At 67.8% G+C, this 21,352-nt stretch carries 13 protein-coding genes and 1 tRNA gene; 8 read left to right on the top strand and 6 right to left on the bottom strand.

Translation table 11 applies throughout. The annotated features are described in order from the left end of the window. Window positions 1-100 precede the first annotated feature (100 nt). A complete protein-coding gene (locus tag BIU82_RS08980) occupies window positions 101-4,600 on the top strand; it encodes an ExeM/NucH family extracellular endonuclease (protein ID WP_070349105.1) in 4,500 nt (1,499 codons plus the stop codon). A 77-nt stretch (window positions 4,601-4,677) separates the two neighbouring features. Here BIU82_RS08980 and BIU82_RS08975 read toward each other — a convergent pair whose 3' ends face one another. Next, window positions 4,678-6,615, bottom strand: a complete 1,938-nt coding sequence (locus BIU82_RS08975; RefSeq protein WP_070349104.1) for an FAD/NAD(P)-binding protein — start codon at window positions 6,613-6,615, stop codon at window positions 4,678-4,680. 62 nt (window positions 6,616-6,677) lie between these two features. On the opposite strand from BIU82_RS08975, the gene BIU82_RS08970 reads away from it, so the two are divergent. After that, the gene (locus BIU82_RS08970) at window positions 6,678-8,942 is read left to right on the top strand and encodes a prolyl oligopeptidase family serine peptidase (protein ID WP_070349103.1); all 2,265 of its coding nucleotides are present in this window, start codon (window positions 6,678-6,680) and stop codon (window positions 8,940-8,942) included. A gap of 18 nt (window positions 8,943-8,960) precedes the next feature. Here BIU82_RS08970 and BIU82_RS08965 read toward each other — a convergent pair whose 3' ends face one another. The 3 genes from BIU82_RS08965 to BIU82_RS08955 are packed head-to-tail and all read right to left on the bottom strand — an operon-like array spanning window position 8,961 to window position 11,943. Continuing rightward, window positions 8,961-9,875 carry an ABC transporter ATP-binding protein gene (locus BIU82_RS08965; RefSeq protein ID WP_253182725.1) on the bottom strand — a complete coding sequence of 305 codons (915 nt, stop codon included), beginning with the start codon at window positions 9,873-9,875 and terminating at the stop codon, window positions 8,961-8,963. Next, window positions 9,872-10,957, bottom strand: a complete 1,086-nt coding sequence (locus BIU82_RS08960) for an iron ABC transporter permease (RefSeq protein ID WP_070349102.1) — start codon at window positions 10,955-10,957, stop codon at window positions 9,872-9,874. Before BIU82_RS08960 ends, BIU82_RS08965 begins: the two co-directional genes overlap by 4 nt. Further along, window positions 10,954-11,943 (bottom strand): iron ABC transporter permease, encoded by a 990-nt coding sequence (locus BIU82_RS08955; RefSeq protein WP_070349101.1) that lies wholly within the window; start codon window positions 11,941-11,943, stop codon window positions 10,954-10,956. The genes BIU82_RS08960 and BIU82_RS08955 overlap by 4 nt, the downstream gene beginning before the upstream one ends. 158 nt (window positions 11,944-12,101) lie before the next feature. On the opposite strand from BIU82_RS08955, the gene BIU82_RS08950 reads away from it, so the two are divergent. The 3 genes from BIU82_RS08950 (at window position 12,102) to BIU82_RS08940 (ending at window position 14,414) form a co-directional block, all read left to right on the top strand. After that, window positions 12,102-13,148: an iron-siderophore ABC transporter substrate-binding protein gene (locus BIU82_RS08950; RefSeq protein ID WP_253182724.1), complete on the top strand. Its 1,047-nt coding sequence runs from the start codon at window positions 12,102-12,104 to the stop codon at window positions 13,146-13,148. Between the two features lie 48 nt (window positions 13,149-13,196). Beyond that, a complete protein-coding gene (locus BIU82_RS08945) occupies window positions 13,197-14,201 on the top strand; it encodes an iron-siderophore ABC transporter substrate-binding protein (RefSeq protein ID WP_070349099.1) in 1,005 nt (334 codons plus the stop codon). 124 nt (window positions 14,202-14,325) lie between these two features. Further along, window positions 14,326-14,414, top strand: a tRNA-Ser gene (locus BIU82_RS08940). Window positions 14,415-14,572: 158 nt separating this feature from the next. On the opposite strand, the gene BIU82_RS08935 is transcribed toward BIU82_RS08940, so the two are convergent. After that, complete coding sequence (locus BIU82_RS08935) at window positions 14,573-16,732, bottom strand: RecQ family ATP-dependent DNA helicase (protein ID WP_070349098.1); 2,160 nt, start codon at window positions 16,730-16,732, stop codon at window positions 14,573-14,575. 139 nt (window positions 16,733-16,871) lie between these two features. Here BIU82_RS08935 and BIU82_RS08930 point away from each other — a divergent pair, with 139 nt between their 5' ends. Genes BIU82_RS08930 through BIU82_RS08920 form a run of 3 tightly spaced genes read left to right on the top strand, consistent with a single transcriptional unit; the run spans window position 16,872 to window position 19,230 of the window. Then, window positions 16,872-18,290 (top strand): phosphomannomutase/phosphoglucomutase, encoded by a 1,419-nt coding sequence (locus tag BIU82_RS08930; RefSeq protein WP_070349097.1) that lies wholly within the window; start codon window positions 16,872-16,874, stop codon window positions 18,288-18,290. 10 nt (window positions 18,291-18,300) lie between these two features. Continuing rightward, window positions 18,301-18,738 carry a hypothetical protein gene (locus tag BIU82_RS08925; RefSeq protein ID WP_070349096.1) on the top strand — a complete coding sequence of 146 codons (438 nt, stop codon included), beginning with the start codon at window positions 18,301-18,303 and terminating at the stop codon, window positions 18,736-18,738. A 24-nt stretch (window positions 18,739-18,762) separates the two neighbouring features. Then, window positions 18,763-19,230: an Rrf2 family transcriptional regulator gene (locus BIU82_RS08920; RefSeq protein ID WP_070349095.1), complete on the top strand. Its 468-nt coding sequence runs from the start codon at window positions 18,763-18,765 to the stop codon at window positions 19,228-19,230. Window positions 19,231-19,371: 141 nt separating this feature from the next. Here BIU82_RS08920 and BIU82_RS08915 read toward each other — a convergent pair whose 3' ends face one another. Continuing rightward, the gene (locus BIU82_RS08915; RefSeq protein WP_070349094.1) at window positions 19,372-21,198 is read right to left on the bottom strand and encodes a phosphoenolpyruvate carboxykinase (GTP); all 1,827 of its coding nucleotides are present in this window, start codon (window positions 21,196-21,198) and stop codon (window positions 19,372-19,374) included. Window positions 21,199-21,352 lie beyond the last annotated feature (154 nt).

Raw genomic sequence — 21,352 nt, 5'->3', positions numbered from 1 at the left:
ACGGCCCCCCGCGCCGTCGTCCCTTATCGCCGTCGCCGGTTACAACGCGGCCCGCGGTGCACGCAGAACCTGACCGGTTCCGAGAAGAAAGTAAGAACGGATGCACAGCAAACACTGGAAATTCCTGGTGGGCTCGGCGTTGTCAGCAACCTTGCTGGCAGCGCCGCTGACCGCCATACCCGCAGTTGCTGCGGACGAAGCACCGGCCGCCCCCGGCGTCGTCATCAACGAGGCCTATCTCAGCGGCGGAAGCTCCGGGGCAGCCTTCCGGAACAAGTTCGTCGAGCTCTACAACAGCAGCGACGCCGCAGTGGACCTTTCCGGCTGGTCCCTGCAGTACCGCTCCGGGGCGGGTACCTCGGCACCTACCGGCGTGACGGCACTGAGCGGCACCATCCCGGCCAAGGGCTACTTCCTCGTCAAGGGCGCCAGCAACAGCGCCACGTCCACGGCACCGGAACTGCCCGCCGCCAACGTTGACGGCTCCGGCAGCTTCAACCCGTCCGGAAGCGCCGGAACGATCGTCCTCGCCAAGCAGGCCACGGCACTCGGCAGCCTGCCCACCGGCTCCGTCACGGCCAACGCCGCAGTGGCGGACCTGCTCGGCTACGGCACCTCGAACACCTTCGAAACCGCCGCAGCCACCGCCCCTGCAGGCAACACGGACGTCAAGAGCCTGAACCGCAGCAACGGCGCGGACAGCAACAACAACGCAGCCGACCTTGCCCTTAGCACCACGATCACGCCCACCGGCTCGGCCGGCGGCACCACTCCTCCCGTGGAGCCCGGCACGAAGACCATTGCCGAGATCCAGGGCACCGGCGCGGCGAGCCCGTTGGTGGGCGCCACTGTCACCACCCGCGGCAAGGTCACCGCCGTCTATGCGACGGGCGGCTTCAACGGCTACTACGTCCAGACCCCCGGCAGCGGCGGCGACAGCGATCCGGCGGCCAGGACGGCGTCGGACGGCCTGTTCGTCTACTCGCCCGCGACGGCGGCCTCCGTGCACAGCGGCGACTACCTGGAGCTCACGGGAACGGTCAGCGAATTCGCCAACCAGACCCAGCTGACGGTGGAAGCTGCCGGGCTGAAGGTCCTGGCCGACGCCGCACCCGAGGTGAAGCCCAGCAACTTCGCCCTGCCCGCCGACGACGCCACCCGCGAGCGCTACGAAGGTATGCTCCTGGCCCCGCAGGGCTCCTACACGGTGACCGACAACTACGCCCTGAACCAGTACGGCGAGATCGGCCTGGCAGCAGGAACCACCCCGCTGGTCCAGCCGAACGCCTTGGCCGCCTACGGCACGGCGGAGAACACCGCGATCGCCGCGGAGAACGCGCGCCGCGCCATCAAGCTCGACGACGGCGCCTCCACCAACTTCCTGAAGGACGCCACCACCAAGGCCATGCCGCTGCCCTACCTGAGCACCACGGATCCCGTCCGGGTGGGTTCCGCCGCGACCTTCCGCACCAACGTGATCCTCGGCTACGGCAACAACGCCTGGAAGTTCCAGCCGCTTTCGCACCTCACGCCGGCAACGGCTGAGGCCGTGCAGCCGGCTTCCTTCGCCGCCAGCCGTCCGGCCGGGCCGGCCGAGGTGGGCGGGAACCTGAAGATCGCGTCCTTCAACGTGCTGAACTACTTCCCCACCACCGGCGACCAGCTCACCGGCTGCAACTTCTACACTGACCGGGACGGCAACCCCATCACGGTCAAGGACGGCTGCAACGCCCGCGGTGCCGCGAATGCGGAGAACTTCGAGCGCCAGCAGGCCAAGATCGTCGCCGCCATCACCAAGGCCGGTGCCGACGTCGTGTCCCTCGAGGAAATCGAGAACTCCGCACAGTTCGGCAAGGACCGGGACGATGCACTGGCCAAGCTGGTGGAGGCCCTCAACGTCAAGACCCCGGGTGTGTGGGACTACGTGCGCTCCCCCGCCAACGCCCCGCCGCTCAGCGACGAGGACATGATCCGCACCGCATTCATCTACAAGAAGGCGGTTGCCGAACCGATCGGTGAGTCGATCATCCACAATGACACGGTGGCCTTCGCCAGCGCCCGCAAGCCGCTGGCCCAAGTGTTCAAGCCGGTAGGCGCCGCGGACGACAAGAAGTTCATCGCGATCGTGAACCACTTCAAGTCCAAGGGCTCCGCCGCCACTCCGGACGACACCGACAAGGGCCAGGGCGCCTCCAACCTCGCCCGCACCAAGCAGGCCCAGTCCCTGCTGGCCTTCGCCAACGATTTGCAGGCCGCCAAGGGCACGGACAAGGTGTTCCTGATCGGTGATTTCAACGCGTACTCGCAGGAGGATCCCATCAAGGTCCTCAGCGACGCGGGATACACCGACCTCGAGTCCGGCACCGGGAAGCACTCGTACCTCTTCGGCGGCATGGTGGGTTCCCTGGACCACGTCCTGGCCTCCCCGGCAGCCAAGGCCACCGTGACCGGAACCGATATCTGGAACATCAACTCCGTGGAGTCGGTGGCACTGGAGTACAGCCGCTATAACAGCAATGTGGGCAACTACTACGTGGCGGACGAATTCCGCGCCAGCGACCACGATCCCGTACTGGTGGGCCTGAACCTGCCCGTGGCGGAGACGCCGGTGAGCGTTGACCTGCAGTTCCTGGGAATCAACGACTTCCACGGCCGCATCGACTCCAACACGGCCCTGTTCGCGAGCACCATCGAAAAGCTCCGTGCCGAGGCCACCGGCCCCACCGCCTTCATTTCGGCCGGCGACAACATCGGTGCCTCCCTGTTCGCCTCCGCCGTTGCGAAGGACCAGCCCACCATCGACGTGCTGAACGCGCTCGAACTGAAGGCCTCCGCCGTGGGCAACCACGAGTTCGACGGCGGCTGGCCGGACCTGCGGGACCGCGTCATCGCGGGCGGCAGCAACGCGAAGTTCCCGATGCTCGGTGCCAACGTGTACCAGAAGGGCACCACCACCCCGGTCCTGCCGGAGTACACCGTGCTGGACATGGACGGGATCAAGGTGGCCGTGATCGGCACCGTGACCCAGGAAGTGCCCACCCTGGTGTCCCCTGCCGGCGTGGCGGACCTTGAGTTCGGCGATCCCGTGGACGCGATCAACCGCGTTGCCGCGAAGATCAAGGCGGAGAAGCTCGCCGACGTGATCGTCGTGGAAAACCACGACGGCGCCGGTGCCGGAACGCCCGAAGGCGCCACCTTGGAGCAGGAAGTCGCCGCCGGCGGCCCCTTCGCCAAGCTGGTCAAGGAAACCAGTCCGGACGTGGCCGCCATCTTCACCGGCCACACCCACAAGGAATACGCCTGGGAAGCCCCTGTGTACGGCGCCGACGGCCAGCCCACCGGCAAGACCCGTCCCATCGTGCAGACCGGCAACTACGGCGAGAACATCGGCCGCATCACCCTGACCGTTGACGCCGCCAGCAAGGCCGTCACCGCGTTCACGGCGTCCAACGTCAAGCGCATCACCACCGATCTGTCCGCAACGTACCCGCGGGTGGCCCAGGTGAAGACGATCGTGGAGAAGGCACTTGCCGAGGCCGCCGTCGTCGGGAACCAGCCGGTGGGCACGGTCACCGCGGATATCACGACGGCGTTCACGCCGGATCCCGCGGGCGGCGCACCCAAGCGCGACGACCGTTCGAGCGAATCCACCCTGGGCAACCTCGTGGCGGACTCCCTTGTGGACACGCTCAAGGCGCCGGAGCTGGGCGGAGCAGAGATCGGCGTCGTGAACCCGGGCGGCCTGCGCAACGAGCTGTACTACGCACCGGACGGAACCATCACCTACGCAGAGGCCAACGCGGTGCTGCCGTTCGTGAACAACCTCTGGACCACCTCCCTGACCGGTGCCCAGTTCAAGACGCTCCTGGAGCAGCAGTGGCAGACCAACCCGGACGGCACGGTTCCCAGCCGCCCGTACCTGCAGCTGGGCCTGTCCAAGAACGTCAACTACAGCTACGATGCTGCACGGCCGGCGGGTGACCGCGTCACCTCCATCCGGGTGGGCGGCGAACTGATCGACCCCGCGAAGTCCTACCGGGTCGGCACCTTCAGCTTCCTGGCCGGCGGCGGCGACAACTTCCGCATCTTCAAGGAAGGCGCCGACACCCGGGACAGCGGACTCGTGGACCGGGATGCCTGGATCAAGTACCTGCAGAACCACAAGCCGGTCTCGCCGGACTTCGCCCGCCGCTCGGTGGCCGTGGTCAACACCACCGCCGACGAAGTCAAGGGCGGGGACACCATGGCGCTGGCCGTCTCCAAGCTGGACCTCACCTCGCTCGGCAGCCCGGTGAACACGTCGCTCACCGCGGTGTTCACGGACGCGAAGGGCGTGGCAACGCAGCTCGGTTCGGTTCCGGTGAGCGGCGGTGCCGCCACGGTGAACCTCCAGGTTCCGGCGTCCGCTGCCGCGGGCACGGGCACCCTGGTGCTGACCGCCGTCGAATCCGGGACCGTGGTGAAGACCGCCGTCAAGGTGGCCGCACCGCTGCCGCCGAAGTGCACCGCCCCGGTTCCGCCCACCAAGTGGTACGACTTCATCGGCTGGATCCGGTACGCGATTGCCTGGATCGAATACCAGAAGTGCCTGAAGGGCTGACAGCCCCTTAACAAGACAGGACATGCCCTCCCTTCAGAACGAAGGGAGGGCATGTCCCGTTTAAGCCGCGGCGCCGTTTAGAGCGACAGGATGTCCCGGGCGATTTCGTCGGCGTCCCGCAGGGTCCGTTGCCCGCTGCGGTATGCCGGGCCGTCCGCCGGAACGGCCTCCGCGGCGATGGCCGTGCCCCACTGGTTGGCGGACAACTGCAGCCCCAGCACGTAAAGGCGGCCGGTCACCGAGCCATTGGCACCCACGGCGCGGTACGGATGCGGCTCGACGTCCAGCCCGGTGGCCTGGACCGGGCTGCCCTCGCCGCCCATCATCACCTTGGGGCGCACCAGGCCGTCGGCCAGCAGCTGCCGCATGAGCGGCGACGCGGTGGTGCCCACCCGGTTGGCGGGGGCCAGTGCCTCGATGAGCGTCTTCGCCGTGGCGGGTGCGCCGCCCACCCAGGGGGACGACGCCGAGAAGACCTTCCGTGCGCGGTCCACGCTGAAGCGCGGGTCGGGACCGGTGAAGCTGACGACGCCGGCGCGCGCCAGGGCGGCGAGCTGCTCGATGCGGAGAGCGGGCGGGCCGCTGGCCAGCCCCTCGACGAAGGACTCGAACCAGCCGCGCAGTTCGGCGAGCCAGGATTCATCGGTGATGCCGCCGTCGGCCACTACGCTTTTCAGCACGGCACGGCCGGTGTGCAGGGCACCGATCGCCATTTTCATGGGGTCCGCCTCGCCGAGGGCGGAGCGGCGGGCGTCGTCGTCGAGGTATTCCACGACGGCGGCAGCCAGCTCCCGGCGATCGGCAAAGGAACGTCCGGCCAGGGGTGCGGCGAGGCCCGGCAGATCGAGGCGGCGCGGGGCCGCCACGTGCTTGTCCACCAGTTCCGCTACGCGTTTCTCCCAGCTGCCGGCGGCGTGGGCGTGCGGCTGCAGGGCGTCCTCGAGTGCTTCGAGGAATTCCTCCGCATCGCTGACGGCCGCGGGCTGGGCCTTGGCGAGCGTGGAGTAGTAGGCCCCCAGGGTGTCGCGGTGGAGCAGGGGCCAGAGGTCGTGGTCGAAGCCGGGGCGGATCCCCGCTGCGGTGAAACGCTCCAGCGCTTCCTCGCTCAGGTAGCGGAGCCGGATGGACTTCGGGTAGTAGCCGTCCAGTCCCGCCTTCGCCCGGTACGGGGTGCCGCGCCGGGACGCCGCGATGATCTTGGGCTCCCGGCCGGAGGGGACGTAGCGCAGGGTGCCCGGGCCGTCCTCCGCAGCCTCGAAGCGCCCGCCGCGGCCCACGCTCAACTGCACCATGACGTCGAAGAAGTTCAGGCCCATGCCGCGGACCAGCACCGGCTCGCCGTCCGGCACCAGGGACCAGTCGACGTCGGCCGGCGCGGCGGGCGGCAGGTACAGCAGGTCCAGGCCGACGGCGGCTTCGGCAAAGGAACGCTGCTCTGCGTTCAGCTGCGACTCAAGGTGCCCGAGGGCCAGGACCACGGCGTCGGCGGTGAGGTGCTCCCCGGAGTCGAGTTCGACGTCGAACGTTCCGTCCGCGTTCTTCCGCACCGATGCGGCGGTGTTGCGGTGGAAGACGGGTTCGACGCCGTCCGGCGTGCGGTCCAACAGTTCCGCGAGCGTTTCGCTGAGGTACCGCCCGTAGATGGCGCGGCTGGGGAAGTCGCCGGAGCACAGCTCCGCGAGTTCGGCCTGTTCCTCGGGGCCGAGGCCGTGGCCGTCGCCGCGGCGCTTTTCCCTCCAGCGGTCAAAGCTGCCGCCGGCCAGCGGGGCGGCAAGGGCGGGGTCTTCGGGGATCAGCGTGGGGTAAAAGGACTGCGTGTTCATCAGGTACAGCCGCGACTGGCCGGGCTGCCAGACCCTGCCCGGTCCGGCCGGGAAAGGGTCAACGACGTCGATCTGCAGGGTGCGGCCGGACGGCGCCGAGGCCGCCCAATTGGCGAGCAGCCGCTCCAGGACGCTGGTGCCGCGGGGCCCTGCGCCGATCACTACAACCTTGGTCCTTTGCGAATTGCCCACCGCCCAAGCTTACTTTCACCGGGACTTGCTTCCTTGTCGGAGGGCCCGCCTACGATGGGGCAATGACCACCACAGCTGCCGGGGGCATCGCTCCGGAACCCGTTGACGAGAACATCTGGCTTGAGGACATCCACGGCGAGGAGCAGCTGGCGTGGGTCCGGGAACAGAACGCCCGTACGGAAGAACTGCTGGATGACGCGGATTTCGCGGCCTTGGAAGCCGGGATCCTCGAGGTGCTGGACTCCACGGACCGGATCGCCATGGTCACCAAGCGCGGCGGGCACTACTACAACTTCTGGCGCGACAAGCAGAACCCCAAGGGCCTGTGGCGCCGCACCACCTGGGAGAGCTACCTCAGCGAGGCACCCGAATGGGACGTGCTGCTGGACGTCGACGCACTGGCCGCCGAGGAAGGCGAAGAGTGGGTTTTCCACGGGGCTACGTTCCTGCGCCCGGCCGAGGGCGAACCGTACCGCCTGGCCATGGTCTCCCTCTCCCCCGACGGCGGCGACGCCAACCGCTACCGCGAGTTCGACGTCGAACAGCGCCGCTTCGTGGATCCCGCGGACGGCGGCTTCGACCTTCCGGTGGCCAAGGGCAACGTGGGCTGGCTCGACGCCGACACCCTCCTGGTCGCAAGCACCGCGGGAGAGCTGCCGAAGACCACGTCCTCCTACGCCCGCACCGGCGTGAAGCTGTCCCGCGGCCAGAGCCTGGACCAGGCCGAGCGCATCTTCGAGATCCCCGAAGACCACATGATGGCCCTGGTGGCGCACGATTCCACGCCCGGTTTCGAGCGCACCTTCGCCGTGGACTGGATCGACTTCTTCAACCAGCGCACCTACCTGCAGCGCGACGGCGGCTGGCTCGAAATCGAGGTCCCCACCGACGTCAACATCAGCACCCACCGCCAGTGGCTGCTGTTCCGGCCCCGCCAGGACTGGGCCGTTCCCGGTGCCTCCGTGGATGGCGGAGCAGCCGCCGACGCCGTGTTCCCGGCCGGATGCCTGCTGGCCGCCGAGCTCGAAGGGTACCTCGGCGGAGCCCGGGAATTCACGGTGCTGTTCACTCCCGACGAGCGCACCTCCCTGCAGTCCTGGAGCTGGACCCGGGACTTCCTCATCCTGAACCTGCTCAGCGACGTCTCCTCGAAGATCCTGGTGCTCGATCCGTCCCGCAAGGGCGCTGCAGGCAGGCATGCCGCGGAAGACGCCAGCGGCGGATCGGGCGGCTGGGCCATGACGCAGCTGGATGCCTGCCCTCCGCTGCATGACGTCAACGCCTATGCCGTGGACGACGAAGACGAGAGCGAAGGCGCCGCCAACGATTTCTGGCTCGTGGCCACCGGCTTCACCACACCCACCACCTTGATGCGGGGCACGCTCACGGCGGGCGAAGCCGCTGCCGGGGCGCGGGCCGCCGTCGCGAGCACGCACGCCGTCGTCAAGACCTCGCCGTCGTTCTTCAACGACTCCGCCTACGAAGTGCAGCAGCACTTCGCGGTGTCCGCGGACGGCACCCGGGTGCCGTACTTCCAGATCGCGTCCAAGGACCTGGTGCTCGACGGCGGCAACCCCACCCAGCTGTCCGGCTACGGCGGATTCGAGGTGTCGCGTACGCCGGCGTACAGCGGAGCGATCGGCCGGGCCTGGCTGGAGCGGCGCACCGCTCCGGCGTCCTCCGAAGCCCCTGCGGACGGCATGACTGCTGACGGTGCACGCGGCGGCGTGTACGTGGTGGCGAACATCCGCGGCGGCGGCGAGTACGGTCCGGCCTGGCACCGCGCCGCCCTCCAGGAAAAGCGGCACCGCGCCTACGAAGACTTCGCCGCGGTGGCCCGGGACCTGGTGGCGCGCGGAGTCACCAGCCGTGAGCGGCTGGGCTGCGTGGGCGGTTCCAACGGCGGGCTGCTGGTGGGCAACATGCTTACGCAGTACCCGGAACTGTTTGCCGCGGTGTCCTGCGGTGTGCCGTTGCTGGACATGCGCCGTTACACCAAGCTGTCCGCCGGCTACTCATGGATCGCCGAATACGGCGACCCCGATGTTCCGGAGCAGTGGGAGTTCATCCGGACCTTCTCGCCGTACCACCTGCTGCGCGACGGCGTCGATTACCCGGAAACCTTCATCTGGACGTCCACCTCGGATGACCGGGTGGGCCCCGTACAGGCACGCAAAATGGCCGCGCGGATGCAGGCCATGGGCATCCGCAACGTCTGGTTCCACGAAACCCTGGAAGGCGGGCACGCGGGTGCCTCGGACAACCGGCAGGCCGCGGCTCTGCAGGCGCGCAGCCAGCAGTTCCTCTGGCGCGCGCTGACCGCCTAGCGGCTCAGGCCGTCAGGGTCAGGCCGTCAACCCTGACGACTCGGGAAGGGCCGCTTTGCCGGCGATCCCAGGTTCGACGGGAAGTCCGGATTCAACGGGAGGCAGTCCGGGCGCCGTCGTTGCCGCGGCGTCATTTCCCAGCGGGATGACGTGCGGCCGGCCCTCGGACGGCTCCTGGACCACGTGGGCGCGCAGACCGAAAATGGACCAGAGCAGTTCCTCGGTGACCACCTCGGACGGGCTGCCCTGTGCTTCGATGACGCCGTCTTTCATGGCGACGATGCGGTCCGAGTACCGGGCGGCCAAGGAAATATCGTGCAGGACCATCACCACGGTCCGGCCGAGTTCGCGGTTCAGCCGGCGCACCAGTTCCAGGACCTCCACTTGGTGCGCCAGGTCCAGGTACGTGGTGGGTTCGTCCAGCAGGAGGATGTCGCTCTCCTGCGCCAGTGCCATGGAGATCCAGGCCCGCTGCCGCTGGCCGCCGGAAAGGTCCTCGAGGGCCGTGTGCGCAATGTCCGAAACGTCGGTGGCCTCAAGGGCGGCGGCAACCGCTGCTTCGTCACCGGCGGAAAACTGCTGGTACCACTTCTGGCGGGGATGCCGCCCGCGGGTGACCAGTTCGGACACGGTCAGGCCCGCGGGGGCAATGGGCGTCTGTGGAAGCACGGCAATGCGCTGGGCGATGGCCTTCTGGGAAAAGGAACGGAGATCCTTCCCGTCCAGGAGGACGCGGCCGCCTCCCGGCTTCAGGAGCCGGGACAGGCCCTTGAGCAGGGTGGACTTGCCGCAGCCGTTGGGGCCGATGATAGTGGTGACGCTTCCGCGCTCGAGGGTCAGATCCAGTTCACGGACTACAACCCGGTCCTCGAAACCAAGGCTCAGGCCTTCTGCGGACAGGACACCTTCCTCGGGCAAGACGGGGTGGTTCACGAGGTCCTCCTCTGGGCGCGGAACACAAGTGCGATCAATACCGGCGCACCAAGAACGGTTGTCAAAACTCCCACCGGCAGCGCGTTGGGCAACAGGAAACCGGCCACGAGGTCGGAAAGAACCACGAACGCCGCGCCAAGCAACGCCGTCGCCGCCATGGGCGGGACCACTGTCCCGCACAGCCAGCGCGCCGCCAGCGGGCACACCATCGCCACGAACGCCACGGGACCGGCCATGACAGTACCCGCCGCAGCCAGCAACACGGCCAGCAGCAAAAGCAGGGGGCGGCTTCGCCGCAGCGGGACGCCCAGGCCGCGGGCGGTGTTGTCGTCGAAAGCACCCAGGAGCAGCCAGCGGCCGGCGGCCGCGCCCGCCAACAGCAGTGGCAGCGCCACCAGGATGATCGGACCGACGGCGGCCCAGTCCCGCCCGTTCAGGGAGCCTGTCATCCAGGTCAGGGCCGCCGCGGCGTTGGTGACATCACCCAGCGTCAGTATCCACGTCACGAGGCTGGTTGCCAGGGCGGTGGCGCCGAGGCCCACCAGCACCATGCGGTTGCTGTCCAGGACGTCCTGCCCGCGGCGGATCGCCAACAGGAAGACACCGCCCCCGAACAGGAGTGCCCCGGTTCCGGCCGCCAACGGCAAGCCGATCGCAGCGGCGGCACCGCTCAAACCACCCGCACCGCCGCCGGCCAAAACCAAGACCGACACTGCGCCGAGGGACGCACCCGCTGTCACACCCAGGATTTCCGGGGTAGCCAGCGGATTGCGGGCGACGTTCTGGGTCAGTCCGCCGGAGACCGCCAGACAGGCACCGGCCAAAGCTCCCGCAACCGTGCGCGGAAGGCGGAAGTCCTGGACTTGCAGGATGAGCCGGGGCGGGGTGCCGGGCGGGTCGGCGAGTCCCATCAGGACCTCGTCCAACCCGAGCTGCCGGCCGGCGAACATCAAATGGGCCAGCGCCGAAAGGAGCAGGAGCAGCAAGGCGCCGCCACCCACCCACAGCGCCCGGGGACGGACGATGACGGAGGCCCCGGCGAGCCGCACCACCTTGGCGTTACGGAGAAGCGTGGAGCTCATAGGGACACCAGCCTCCTTCGGCGGGCCAGGTAGATGAAGAACGGAGCACCCATGACGGCCAGCAGGACGCCCACCGGCAGCTCACCGGGCCGGGCCACCACGCGGCCCGCGGTGTCCGCGAGGAGCAGGACGGCTGAGCCGAGCACTGCGCTGCCAGGCAACTGCCAGCGGTAATCCAGGCCGACCAGCCACCTGGCCAGGTGCGGGACCAGCAATCCGGCGAAGGCGATCGGCCCCGCCAGGGTGACGGCGACGGCAGCCAGCACGGCGATCGCGGCGATTCCCACGGTGCGGGAACGGCGAAGGTCGACACCCAAGGACGCGGCGGTCTCCTCGCCTAAGGCGAGGGCATTAAGGGAAGGGACGTTGATCACGGCGAGCAAGAGGCCTGCGAGCAGGAACGGCAGCATGGCCGGCACCATTCCGCCGCGGACGGCGATGGAACCGAGCTGCCAGAAGCGGAGGGTGTCCAGGGCCGAATCGTTGCTGAGGACGATCATGGAGACGAGGCCCCCGGCCAGGGCGGTCACGGCCGCACCCGCCAGGACCAGGGTGACGGTGGTGACGCCGTGGCGGCTGGCCGAACCGATGGCAAACACAAGCGCGCACGCAATCAAGGCACCGGCAAAAGCGAGCACAGCCTGGAGCGGTGCGGCCTGGAATGCGGCACCGCCGACCAGCGAACCGCCGACCACGGCAAGCGCAGCGCCCGAATAGATTCCCAGGAGGCCCGGGTCTGCAATGGGATTCCTGGTGTGGGCCTGGGTCAGGCACCCGGCGATGCCCAGGCATGCGCCCACGACGAGCCCGTTGACCGTGCGCGGCCAGCGCAGTTCGCGGATGGCGACGTCAGCCACGGAGCCGTTCGGCGTCATCACCGCGTGCCATACATCCGCAAGGCTGGATTCCAGGCCGCCGATCAGAACACTGGCGAGAAGGGCGGCGGCGAGCAGCGCCACAGCGAGCAGCAAACCGCGGGCGGGCATGCGCCGTCGTCGATCCTCCCGAAGGGGCACGCGAGGATGCGCAACAGTGGCCACCGGTAACCCTTTCGAAAAATACGCAAGAAAAATTGCACGTAATTATTCCGCGCCGCTACAGTCTAGCAAGACGCTTAAGGCAAGCCTTGCCTTACTACCCGTTCATGACAGCACCGCCGCCCCAGGCACTCCCCGGCGACAAGCGAAAGTACACAATGACCCGCACCCGTTCCACCCGCGCGGCCCTCGGCGCAGCTGCCGTGTCCGCCCTCCTGGCCCTCACCGCCTGCGGCGGTTCCACCGGAGCCGCGACGGCGCCCTCCGCCTCGGACGCCGCGTACCCGAAGACCATCGAGCATGCGATGGGTAGCACCACGATCGAGAAGAAGCCGCTCCGCGTGGCCACGCTCGACACCAGTTATACGGACGCAGCCCTGGCCCTCGGCGCCGAAATCGCCGGTTACACCATCTACCGCAAGGGCGACAAGAGCTTCCCCGCCTATCTGGGCGATGTCAGCGGCCAGACCAAGGACGCGGTCGACGTCGGGTCGCTCGCCGAACCGAGCCTGGACAAGATCCTCGACGCCAAGCCGGACCTTATTGTGTCCGCCAAGGTCCGCCACGAGGCCCTTTACGGCCAACTCTCCAAGATCGCCCCCACGATCTTCTCCGAGAGCACCGGCCCCACCTGGAAGCAGAACATCGTGATGCTCGGCGAAGCCCTGGACAAGAAGCCGCTGGCCGAGAAGCTGATCGCCGACTACCAGGAACGCGCCAAGAAGGTCGGCGCCGCCATCCTGGCCAAGAAGCCCGGACTGACGTACTCCTACGTGCGGTTCTCCGGGGAGGACACCGCGCGCCTCTACGGCACGAAGTCCTTCTTCGGCGAAATCATGAAGGACGCAGGCATCGCGCGCCCGGCCGGCGCCCCGGACTCCACCGAAACCATCTTTACCGAGCTTTCGCAGGAGAAGATCATGGACGCCGACGCCGGCCTGATCCTCACCTCTGCCACGGCTTCCGGCGGCGACAAGGCCATCGCCTTGAAGCAGAAGTTCATGTCCAACCCGCTCTGGAAGACCCTCAAGGGCGAGGTCCTCGAAATGGACGACCGCGTCATCGCCACCTCCGTCAGCATCCAGGGCGCCCACGGCGTACTGACCAAGCTGGCTGAGCACTTCGGGGTGGACCCGCACCTGCCCGCGAAGTAACAAGCAGCACCACAATCTCCGTTCCCCAACTACCGAAAGCACACCTCCATGAGCCTCTCCCGCATCTCCCGCGCAGCCCTCGGCGCCGCGGCTGCCACGGCCCTGCTGGCCCTGACCGCCTGCGGTGGTTCCACCGGCGCCGCCCCGTCTTCCGCCGCGGCCGACGCAGGCTACCCGAAGACCATCGATCACGCGATGGGCAGCACCACCATCGAGAAGAAACCGCTCCGTGTAGCTACCCTCGACGCCAGCTACACCGACGCCGCCCTTGCCCTCGGTGCACAGGTGGTGGCTTACACCACCTACCGCGACGGCGACGAGAGCTTCCCCGCCTACCTTGGCGATGTTTCGGCGCTGACCAAGGAAGCCAGCAACGTGGGCGCCCTTGCCGAGCCGAGCCTGGACAAGATCCTCGACGCCAAGCCGGACCTGATCGTCTCCGCCAAGGTCCGCCACGAGGCCCTCTACGGCCAGCTCTCCAAGATCGCTCCGACTCTGTTCTCCCAGTCCACCGGCCCCACCTGGAAGCAGAACATCGTGATGCTCGGCGACGCCCTGGGCAAGAAGGAAGAAGCCGAAAAGCTGATCGCCGACTACCAGGAGCGTGCCAAGAAGGTTGGCGCCGCGATCCTGGCCAAGAAGCCTGAACTGACGTACTCCTACGTGCGCTTCGCTGGCGAAGACACCGCACGCCTCTACTCCAGCAAGTCCTTCCTGGGCGAAATCATGAGGGACGCCGGCATCCCGCGCCCCAAGGGCCAGCCGGACTCCACGGAAAAGATCCTGGTCGAGCTCAGCCAGGAGAAGATCACCCAGGCCGAAGCAGGCCTGATCATCACCTCCGCCTTCGGCCAGGACACCGAAGAGGGAGACAAGTCCCGTGCCCAGATGAAGCAGTTCATGTCCAACCCGCTGTGGAAGACCCTCAAGGGACAGGTACTGCAGGCCGACGACCGCGTCTTCGCTTCCTCCGTCAGCCTCCAGGGTGCCCACGGCGTGCTGACCAAGCTTGCCGAAACGTACGGCGTGGACCCGCAGCTGCCCGTCAAGTAAGCACTGCTCCAGCCGGTTCCGGGCGGGGAAGGAAGCCACGAGTCAGTGGCTCCCTTCCCCGCCCGGCCCGTTTTGCGCTGCACGCCGTGTTCTGCGTATCCTTGGTGGGCTAGCAATAGCGACTGGAGACGTGCCAGAGCGGCCGAATGGACTTCACTGCTAATGAAGGGTCGGGGTTAAACTCGACCGGGGGTTCAAATCCCCCCGTCTCCGCGTTTGGCCCCGGCCCTTTTCGAAGGGACCGGGGCCTTTTGCGTTTTCCGGAGTTGCCAGCCGGCCTGGCCCGGCCGTATCGGGATCGGCCGAACGGGCCCGGCCCAACGCCGGACCGGGCCCGGCCCAACGCCGGACCGGGCCCGGCCGAACGCCGGTCAGCCCGCCTGGGCCAGGACCAAGGGCAATACGGCACCGGCACCCGCCTGCCGGAGTGCCCGGGCGGCGACCGTGAGGCTCCAACGGCTATCCAGGAGGTCGTCGACCAGGAGGATGCTTTGGCCGGCGAGAGGTGCGAGGGCTTCTTCCAGCTGCGGCCCCGTGACGATCCGTTCCCACACTCCCGCCAGGCGGTAGGCACTGTTGCCTCCGCGGCCACCCGTGGGCCCGCCGTGCTGGAGCTGCAGCGGACCGAGGTACGGCATGCGCCCGATGCCGGCGATCCCGCGGGCGAGGGAATCCACCAGCAGCGGCTTGCCCCGGGACGGAAGGCTGACGACGGCGGCCGGGCGCAGCTGGCCGCTCCACGCGCCGGGGCCGGCGCTTCCGCCGGCCCAGTCCTTCAGGACCTGCACGCACGCCTGGAGCATGGCCGGGTCCACCTCGCGATCGGGTGCACCAGCCGCGAACAGTTCCCGCAGCGGACCGCCCCAGCCAAGGTCGCTCAGGCGGGCCAATGCACGGCCCTCTGCCATGGCTTCCTCGGCTTTGATCCGGCCCTTGACGGGCACCCCGAGCCGGTCCATGCCGCTCGGCCACCGCAGGCGGGGTTCCACCGCGACGCCAACCCGGTTCAGGGTCCGGCCGGCGGCGTCGGATGCCTCCGCGGCGATGTCCGACGGGAACCACCGGCCGGCACAGTTGTCGCAACGGCCGCACGGACGGGCCGAATCGTCATCGAGGACGGCCGTGATGTACTCCATGCGGCAACCGGCGGTGTCCTGGTAGATGATCATTGAATCCTGCTCATCCACCCGGGCTTCGGCGATCCGCGCATACCGTTCGGCATCGTAGATCCAGGGTTGTCCGGTGGCACGCCAGCCACCGCCGACGCGGTCCACGGCGCCGTCGACGGCCAGGACCTTCATCAGCAGCTCCAAAGGCGTGCGGCGCAGATCCACCCGGGCCTCGAGGGCGACCGTGGACAACGCAGTTCCGGCCTCGCCGAGGGTCTGCAGCACAGCGTTGGCCTTCTCCTCGGACGGCATGGAAGCCGTGGCGAAGTACTGCCAGATATCCCGGTCTTCCCGGCCGGGCAGGAGCAGGACATCGGCGTTGGCCGCACCACGTCCGGCACGGCCCACCTGCTGGTAATAGGCCACGGGAGACGACGGAGCACCGAGGTGGATGACGAAGCCAAGGTCCGGTTTGTCGAAGCCCATGCCGAGGGCCGAGGTGGCCACGAGGGCCTTGACTTGGTTGTCCTTGAGCTGCTGTTCGGCGCGTTCCCGGTCCGCCGGATCGGTCCTTCCGGTGTAGGCAAGGACGTTGTGGCCGGCGTCGGCCAGGAGCCGTGCGGTGTCTTCGGCCGCCGAAACCGTAAGGGCATAGATGATGCCGCTGCCTGGCATATCGGACAGGTGCGTCAGCAGCCAGCCGAGCCTGTCCCGGGAGTTCTCGAGGTTCAGGACGCCAAGCCTCAGGGATTCGCGGCCCAGCGGACCGCGGATGGTGAGCACGCCCGCACCGAGCTGCTCTTCGATGTCGTGGACCACCCGGGAGTTGGCCGTGGCGGTGGTGGCCAGTACAGGAACGGTGCCGGGTAGCCTGCCGATCAAGTCCGCGATGCGCCGGTAATCCGGCCGGAAGTCATGGCCCCAGTCAGAGATGCAGTGCGCTTCATCGATCACCAGCAGGCCGGTGCGCCGGATCAGTTCCGGCAGCTGGTTCTCCCGGAAGGAGGGGTTGGTCAAGCGCTCGGGGGATACCAGCAGCACATCCACCTCATCGGCCGCAAGCTGGGCCTGGACGGAATCCCATTCCATCTGGTTGGCGGAGTTGATGGCCACGGCGCGGACGCCGGCACGGGCAGCCGCCGCAACCTGGTCCCGCATGAGCGCCAGCAGCGGCGAGACGATCAGCGTGGGGCCGGCTCCGCGGCGCCGCAGCAGCAGCGAGGAAACAAAGTACACAGCCGATTTCCCCCAGCCGGTGCGCTGGACAACCAGGGCGCGGCGTCCGGCGTCGACGAGGGCCTCGATGGCCTCATACTGCCCGTCGTGGAAGTCCGCGGCGGGGTTGCCGACAAGCTCACGGAGGACCTGCAGGGCTTCCTGCCGGGTGCGGGTGATTTCTGCGGTGTATGGCTCCTGGGACATGGTTTCAGTATTCCAGCCGCCCCTGACAGCCACCTTCGGGATTTCCGGCTATGTGGACAATCCGTCATCTTTGCGGAGACTTTCCACATACGGGCTTCCGGTGGGAATGCGGCACCCCGGCCACAGTAGGATTGAGCGCGTGACTAGCGAGCAGAACACCACTTTCGACCTCTCGGCTTCCTTCAAGGCCTACGACGTCCGGGGCATCGTCGGCGAGACCATCACCGCGGAAATCGTGCAGGCCGTCGGCGCCGCTTTTGTCGACACCCTTGGCCTGGCCGGCGAAACCGTCCTGGTGGGCGGGGACATGCGCCCGTCCTCCCCCGAATTCATCAAGGCCTTCGCCGACGGCGCGTCCCGCCGCGGTGCCAACGTCCAGCTCCTGGACCTGATCTCCACGGACGAGCTCTACTACGCCTGCGGCGCACTGAACGCAGCCGGTGCCACGTTCACCGCCAGCCACAACCCGGCACAGTATAACGGCATCAAGATGGCCAAGGCCGGCGCCCAGCCGATCTCCTCGGAAACCGGCCTGAAGGAAATCCAGGCCCTCGCCGAGCAGTACCTCAACGAAGGCACCATCCCCGCGGTCGAAGCCCCGGGCACCATCGCAGTGCGGGACGTCCTGAAGGACTACTCCGAATACCTGCGCAAGCTGGTGGACCTCAGCGGCTCCCGCCCCCTGAAGATCGTGGTCGACGCCGGAAACGGCATGGCGGGCCTGACCACCCCCGCAGTACTTGGCGATGCCCTGCTGCCGGCCCTGCCGTTCGAGATCGTTCCGCTGTACTTCGAACTGGATGGTTCCTTCCCGAACCACCCGGCCAACCCGCTTGAACCGGAGAACCTCCGCGACCTGCAGGCCGCCGTCGTCGAGCACGGTGCGGACATCGGCCTGGCGTTCGACGGCGACGCGGACCGCTGCTTCGTCGTCGACGAAAAGGGTGACCCGGTCTCCCCCTCGGCGATCACCGGCATGGTGGCCCGCCGCGAAATCGCCCGGGCCAAGGCCGCCGGCGAGGACGTTCCGGTGATCATCCACAACCTGCTGACCTCCAAGGCCGTTCCGGAACTGATCGCGGAGGACGGCGGCCGCGCCGTGCGCACCCGTGTGGGGCACTCCTTCATCAAGGCCGTCATGGCCGAGGAAGGCGCGGTGTTCGGCGGTGAGCACTCCGCCCACTTCTATTTCCGCGATTTCTGGAACGCGGACACCGGCATGCTGGCCGCCATGCACGTCCTGGCTGCCCTGGGCGAGCAGGATGGCCCGCTGTCCGAGCTCGGCCGGCAGTACGAACCGTACGTGTCCTCCGGCGAAATCAACTCCGAGATCGAAGACAAGGCCGCCGCGATCGAGCGGGTCCGCGCCGACTTCGAAGGCGAAGACATCGAGATCGACCACATGGACGGCAGCACCTTCACCGCGAAGGACGGCAGCTGGTGGTTCAACCTTCGCCCGTCCAACACCGAACCGTTCCTGCGCCTGAACGCCGAGGCCAAGGACGCCGCGACCATGGGCGCCCTCCGGGACCGCGTCCTGGCGATCGTCCGCGGCTAAGGGCCAGGGAATGACTGAACCGCTCCCCCAGGAAACCATTTCCCGTGAACTCCGCGAGGTCCTGGGCGCTGCGCTCGGCACCGCCCAGGAACACATGGAGCAGAACGGCGGTTTCCTTCCGTTCGGAGTGACCCTGGCTGACGACGGCGAGCTGCGCCTGGTGATGATCTCGCCGGGCGAGCCGGATGCCGACGGGAACATCGACGCCGAGTCGATGCTCGCCGATGTCATCGAACTGCTGCGCCAGGGCCGCGACGGCTACAAGGCAGTGGCGTTCGCCAGCGATGTCACGCTCCCCGAGCACGGCACGGACGGAATCCACGCGGCGGCCGAGCACCGCAGCGGCGGCCTGATGGCTGCCGTGGTGCCCTATGACGTCACAGCCGAAGGCTTCGCGTTCCGTCCGGTGGAGGCGGACGGCCACGAAGCCGCCGTCTGGGTGGGCTGACGCCCGCCGGCTGGGCTTGTTTGCATGAAGATCAACGCGTTCGCGGATGTGAGCCTGCGCGCCATGCTGGTGCTGGCTGCGGCGCCTGACGGCATGTTGCTCACCACGCAGGCCGTCGCGGACGCCGTCGGGACGCCTTACAACCACGTGAGCAAGGCCCTGGCGAAGCTGCGCGCGCTGGGACTGATCGCCGTCGAACGCGGCAGGAACGGCGGCTCCCGCTTGACCGCTGCCGGGCGCCGGGCGACGGTAGGGCAGCTCCTGCGCGAGCTCGACAGCCGGCAGGACCTGGCCGAATGCCAGAGTCCCAACGGCAACTGCCCCCTCGTTACCGAATGCGGGCTGCGGCACGCCTTGGCGCGCGCCCGCGAGGTCTTTTACCGCGAACTCGACGGCATCATGATTTCCGCCCTCCCCCACGAGCGCCAGATGGAGCCGGTCTTCCGGACCATCGGCCTGCGACCGGAGCTGCAGGGCGCGAACGGGTCCTGAGGGCCGGCATCCCGGCAACGCGGATCCATTACGAGGTCTTCGGTCCGGACATCTGGCTCGCCAACTAGCGAACACAGCAGTACGACGGCGGCCCCGCACCTTTCCAGCGAAAGGTGCGGGGCCGCCGTCGTACGTTTGCCGTCAGGCCAGGCGTGCCTTCAGGCCGTCAAGCTCTGCCTGGAGCGCAGCCGGAAGGGACTCGCCGAACTTCGCGAACCATTCCTCGATGGATGCCAGTTCGGTCTGCCACTCGGCGGCGTCCACGCGGACAGCGGCTTCAACCTCGGCCGGAGTCATGTCCAGGCCTTCCAGGTCGATGGAGTCGCCCGTGGGAACGAAGCCGATGGGGGTCTCCACGGCGCCGGCCTTGCCTTCGATGCGCTCGATGGCCCACTTGAGGACGCGGGAGTTGTCCCCGAAGCCGGGCCAGGCGAAGCCGCCCTCGGCCGTGCGGCGGAACCAGTTGACCAGGAAGATCTTCGGCAGCTTCTCCGGGTTGGCCTTGGCGGACAGGTTCACCCAGTGGTTCAGGTAGTCACCTGCGTCGTAGCCGATGAACGGCAGCATGGCCATGGGGTCGCGGCGGACAACACCGACGGCGCCGGCGGCGGCAGCCGTGGTCTCGGAGGACAGGGTGGAGCCCATGAAGATGCCGTTGGACCAGTCGCGGGCTTCGGTGACCAGCGGGATGGTGGTCTTGCGGCGGCCGCCGAACAGGATGGCGTCAACCTTCACGCCTTCCGGAGCGAAGTATTCCTCGGCCAGCATGTCGATCTGGTCGATCGGGGTGCAAAAGCGGGAGTTCGGGTGGGCTGCGGGGCGGCCGGACTCGGGGGTCCAGTCGTTGCCCTGCCAGTCGATGAGGTGCGCCGGGGTTTCCTCCGTCATGCCCTCCCACCAGACACCGCCGTCGTCGGTCAGGGCAACGTTGGTGAAGATGCTGTTGCCCTTGGCGATGGCGCGCATGGCGTTGGGGTTGGTGCCCCAGCCGGTGCCGGGAGCGACGCCGAACAGGCCGGCCTCGGGGTTGACGGCGCGGAGTTCGCCTTCCTTGCCGAAGCGCATCCAGTTGATGTCGTCACCGAGGGTTTCGGCCTTCCAGCCCTTGATGGTGGGGTCCAGGAGGGCCAAGTTGGTCTTGCCGCAGGCGGACGGGAAGGCCGCTGCCACGTGGTAGACCTTCTGCTCGGGCGAGGTCAGCTTGAGGATGAGCATGTGCTCGGCCAGCCAGCCTTCGTCACGGGCCATGACGGACGCAATGCGCAGGGCGTAGCACTTCTTGCCGAGCAGGGCGTTTCCGCCGTAACCGGAACCGAAGGACCAGATGGAGCGCTCTTCCGGGAAGTGCACAATCCACTTCTCCGGGCTGCAGGGCCAGGCAACGTCCTTCTGCCCGGGCTCCAGCGGAGCACCTACGGAGTGCAGGGCGGGGACAAAGAACGCGTCGGTTTCGGTAATGCGCTTGAGCACGTCGCTGCCGATGCGGGCCATGATGCGCATCGAGGCGACAACGTAGGCGGAGTCGGTGATCTCAACACCGAACTTGGGATCCTCGGCGTCGAGGTGTCCCATGACGAAGGGGATGACGTACATGGTGCGGCCGCGCATGGAGCCGGCGAACAGGCCGCGCAGCTTCTGCTTCATCTCGGCCGGGGCCATCCAGTTGTTGGTGAAGCCGGCGTCGCGTTCGTTCTCGGAGCAGATGAAGGTCTGCTCCTCGACGCGGGCCACGTCCGCCGGATCGGAGAACGCCGCGAAGGAGTTCGGGAAAGTCTCCGGGTTCAGCGGCTTCAGGGTGCCGGCTGCGACGAGTTCCTCGGTCAGGGTCTTGTATTCGCCTTCACTCCCATCCACCCAGTGGATGCGGTCGGGCTGGGTAAGTTCTGCGACTTCCTCAACCCAGGCCAGGAGGCGTGCGTGCGTAGTGGGTGCCTTCTCAAGCAGCGGCAGTCGCGCCAGGTCGCCCATTGCGGTTCCCTTCGTCGGGGTCAGTGGTGTGTCCTAAATGCTAGGTGTCGCGGAGTAGACCATTTCGGCTTAGGACATGGGATCTCATGGGGCCCGAGAAGCAAAACCGCGGAAAATCAACGATTGTGACCCAAAAACCGGCGATTTTAGTGAT

The sequence above is a fragment of the Arthrobacter sp. SW1 genome (assembly GCF_001766675.1).
Classification (GTDB): Bacteria; Actinomycetota; Actinomycetes; order Actinomycetales; family Micrococcaceae; genus Arthrobacter.
Note: the sequence above shows the minus strand (reverse complement) of the source record. Positions and strands in the feature narration are given on the sequence as shown.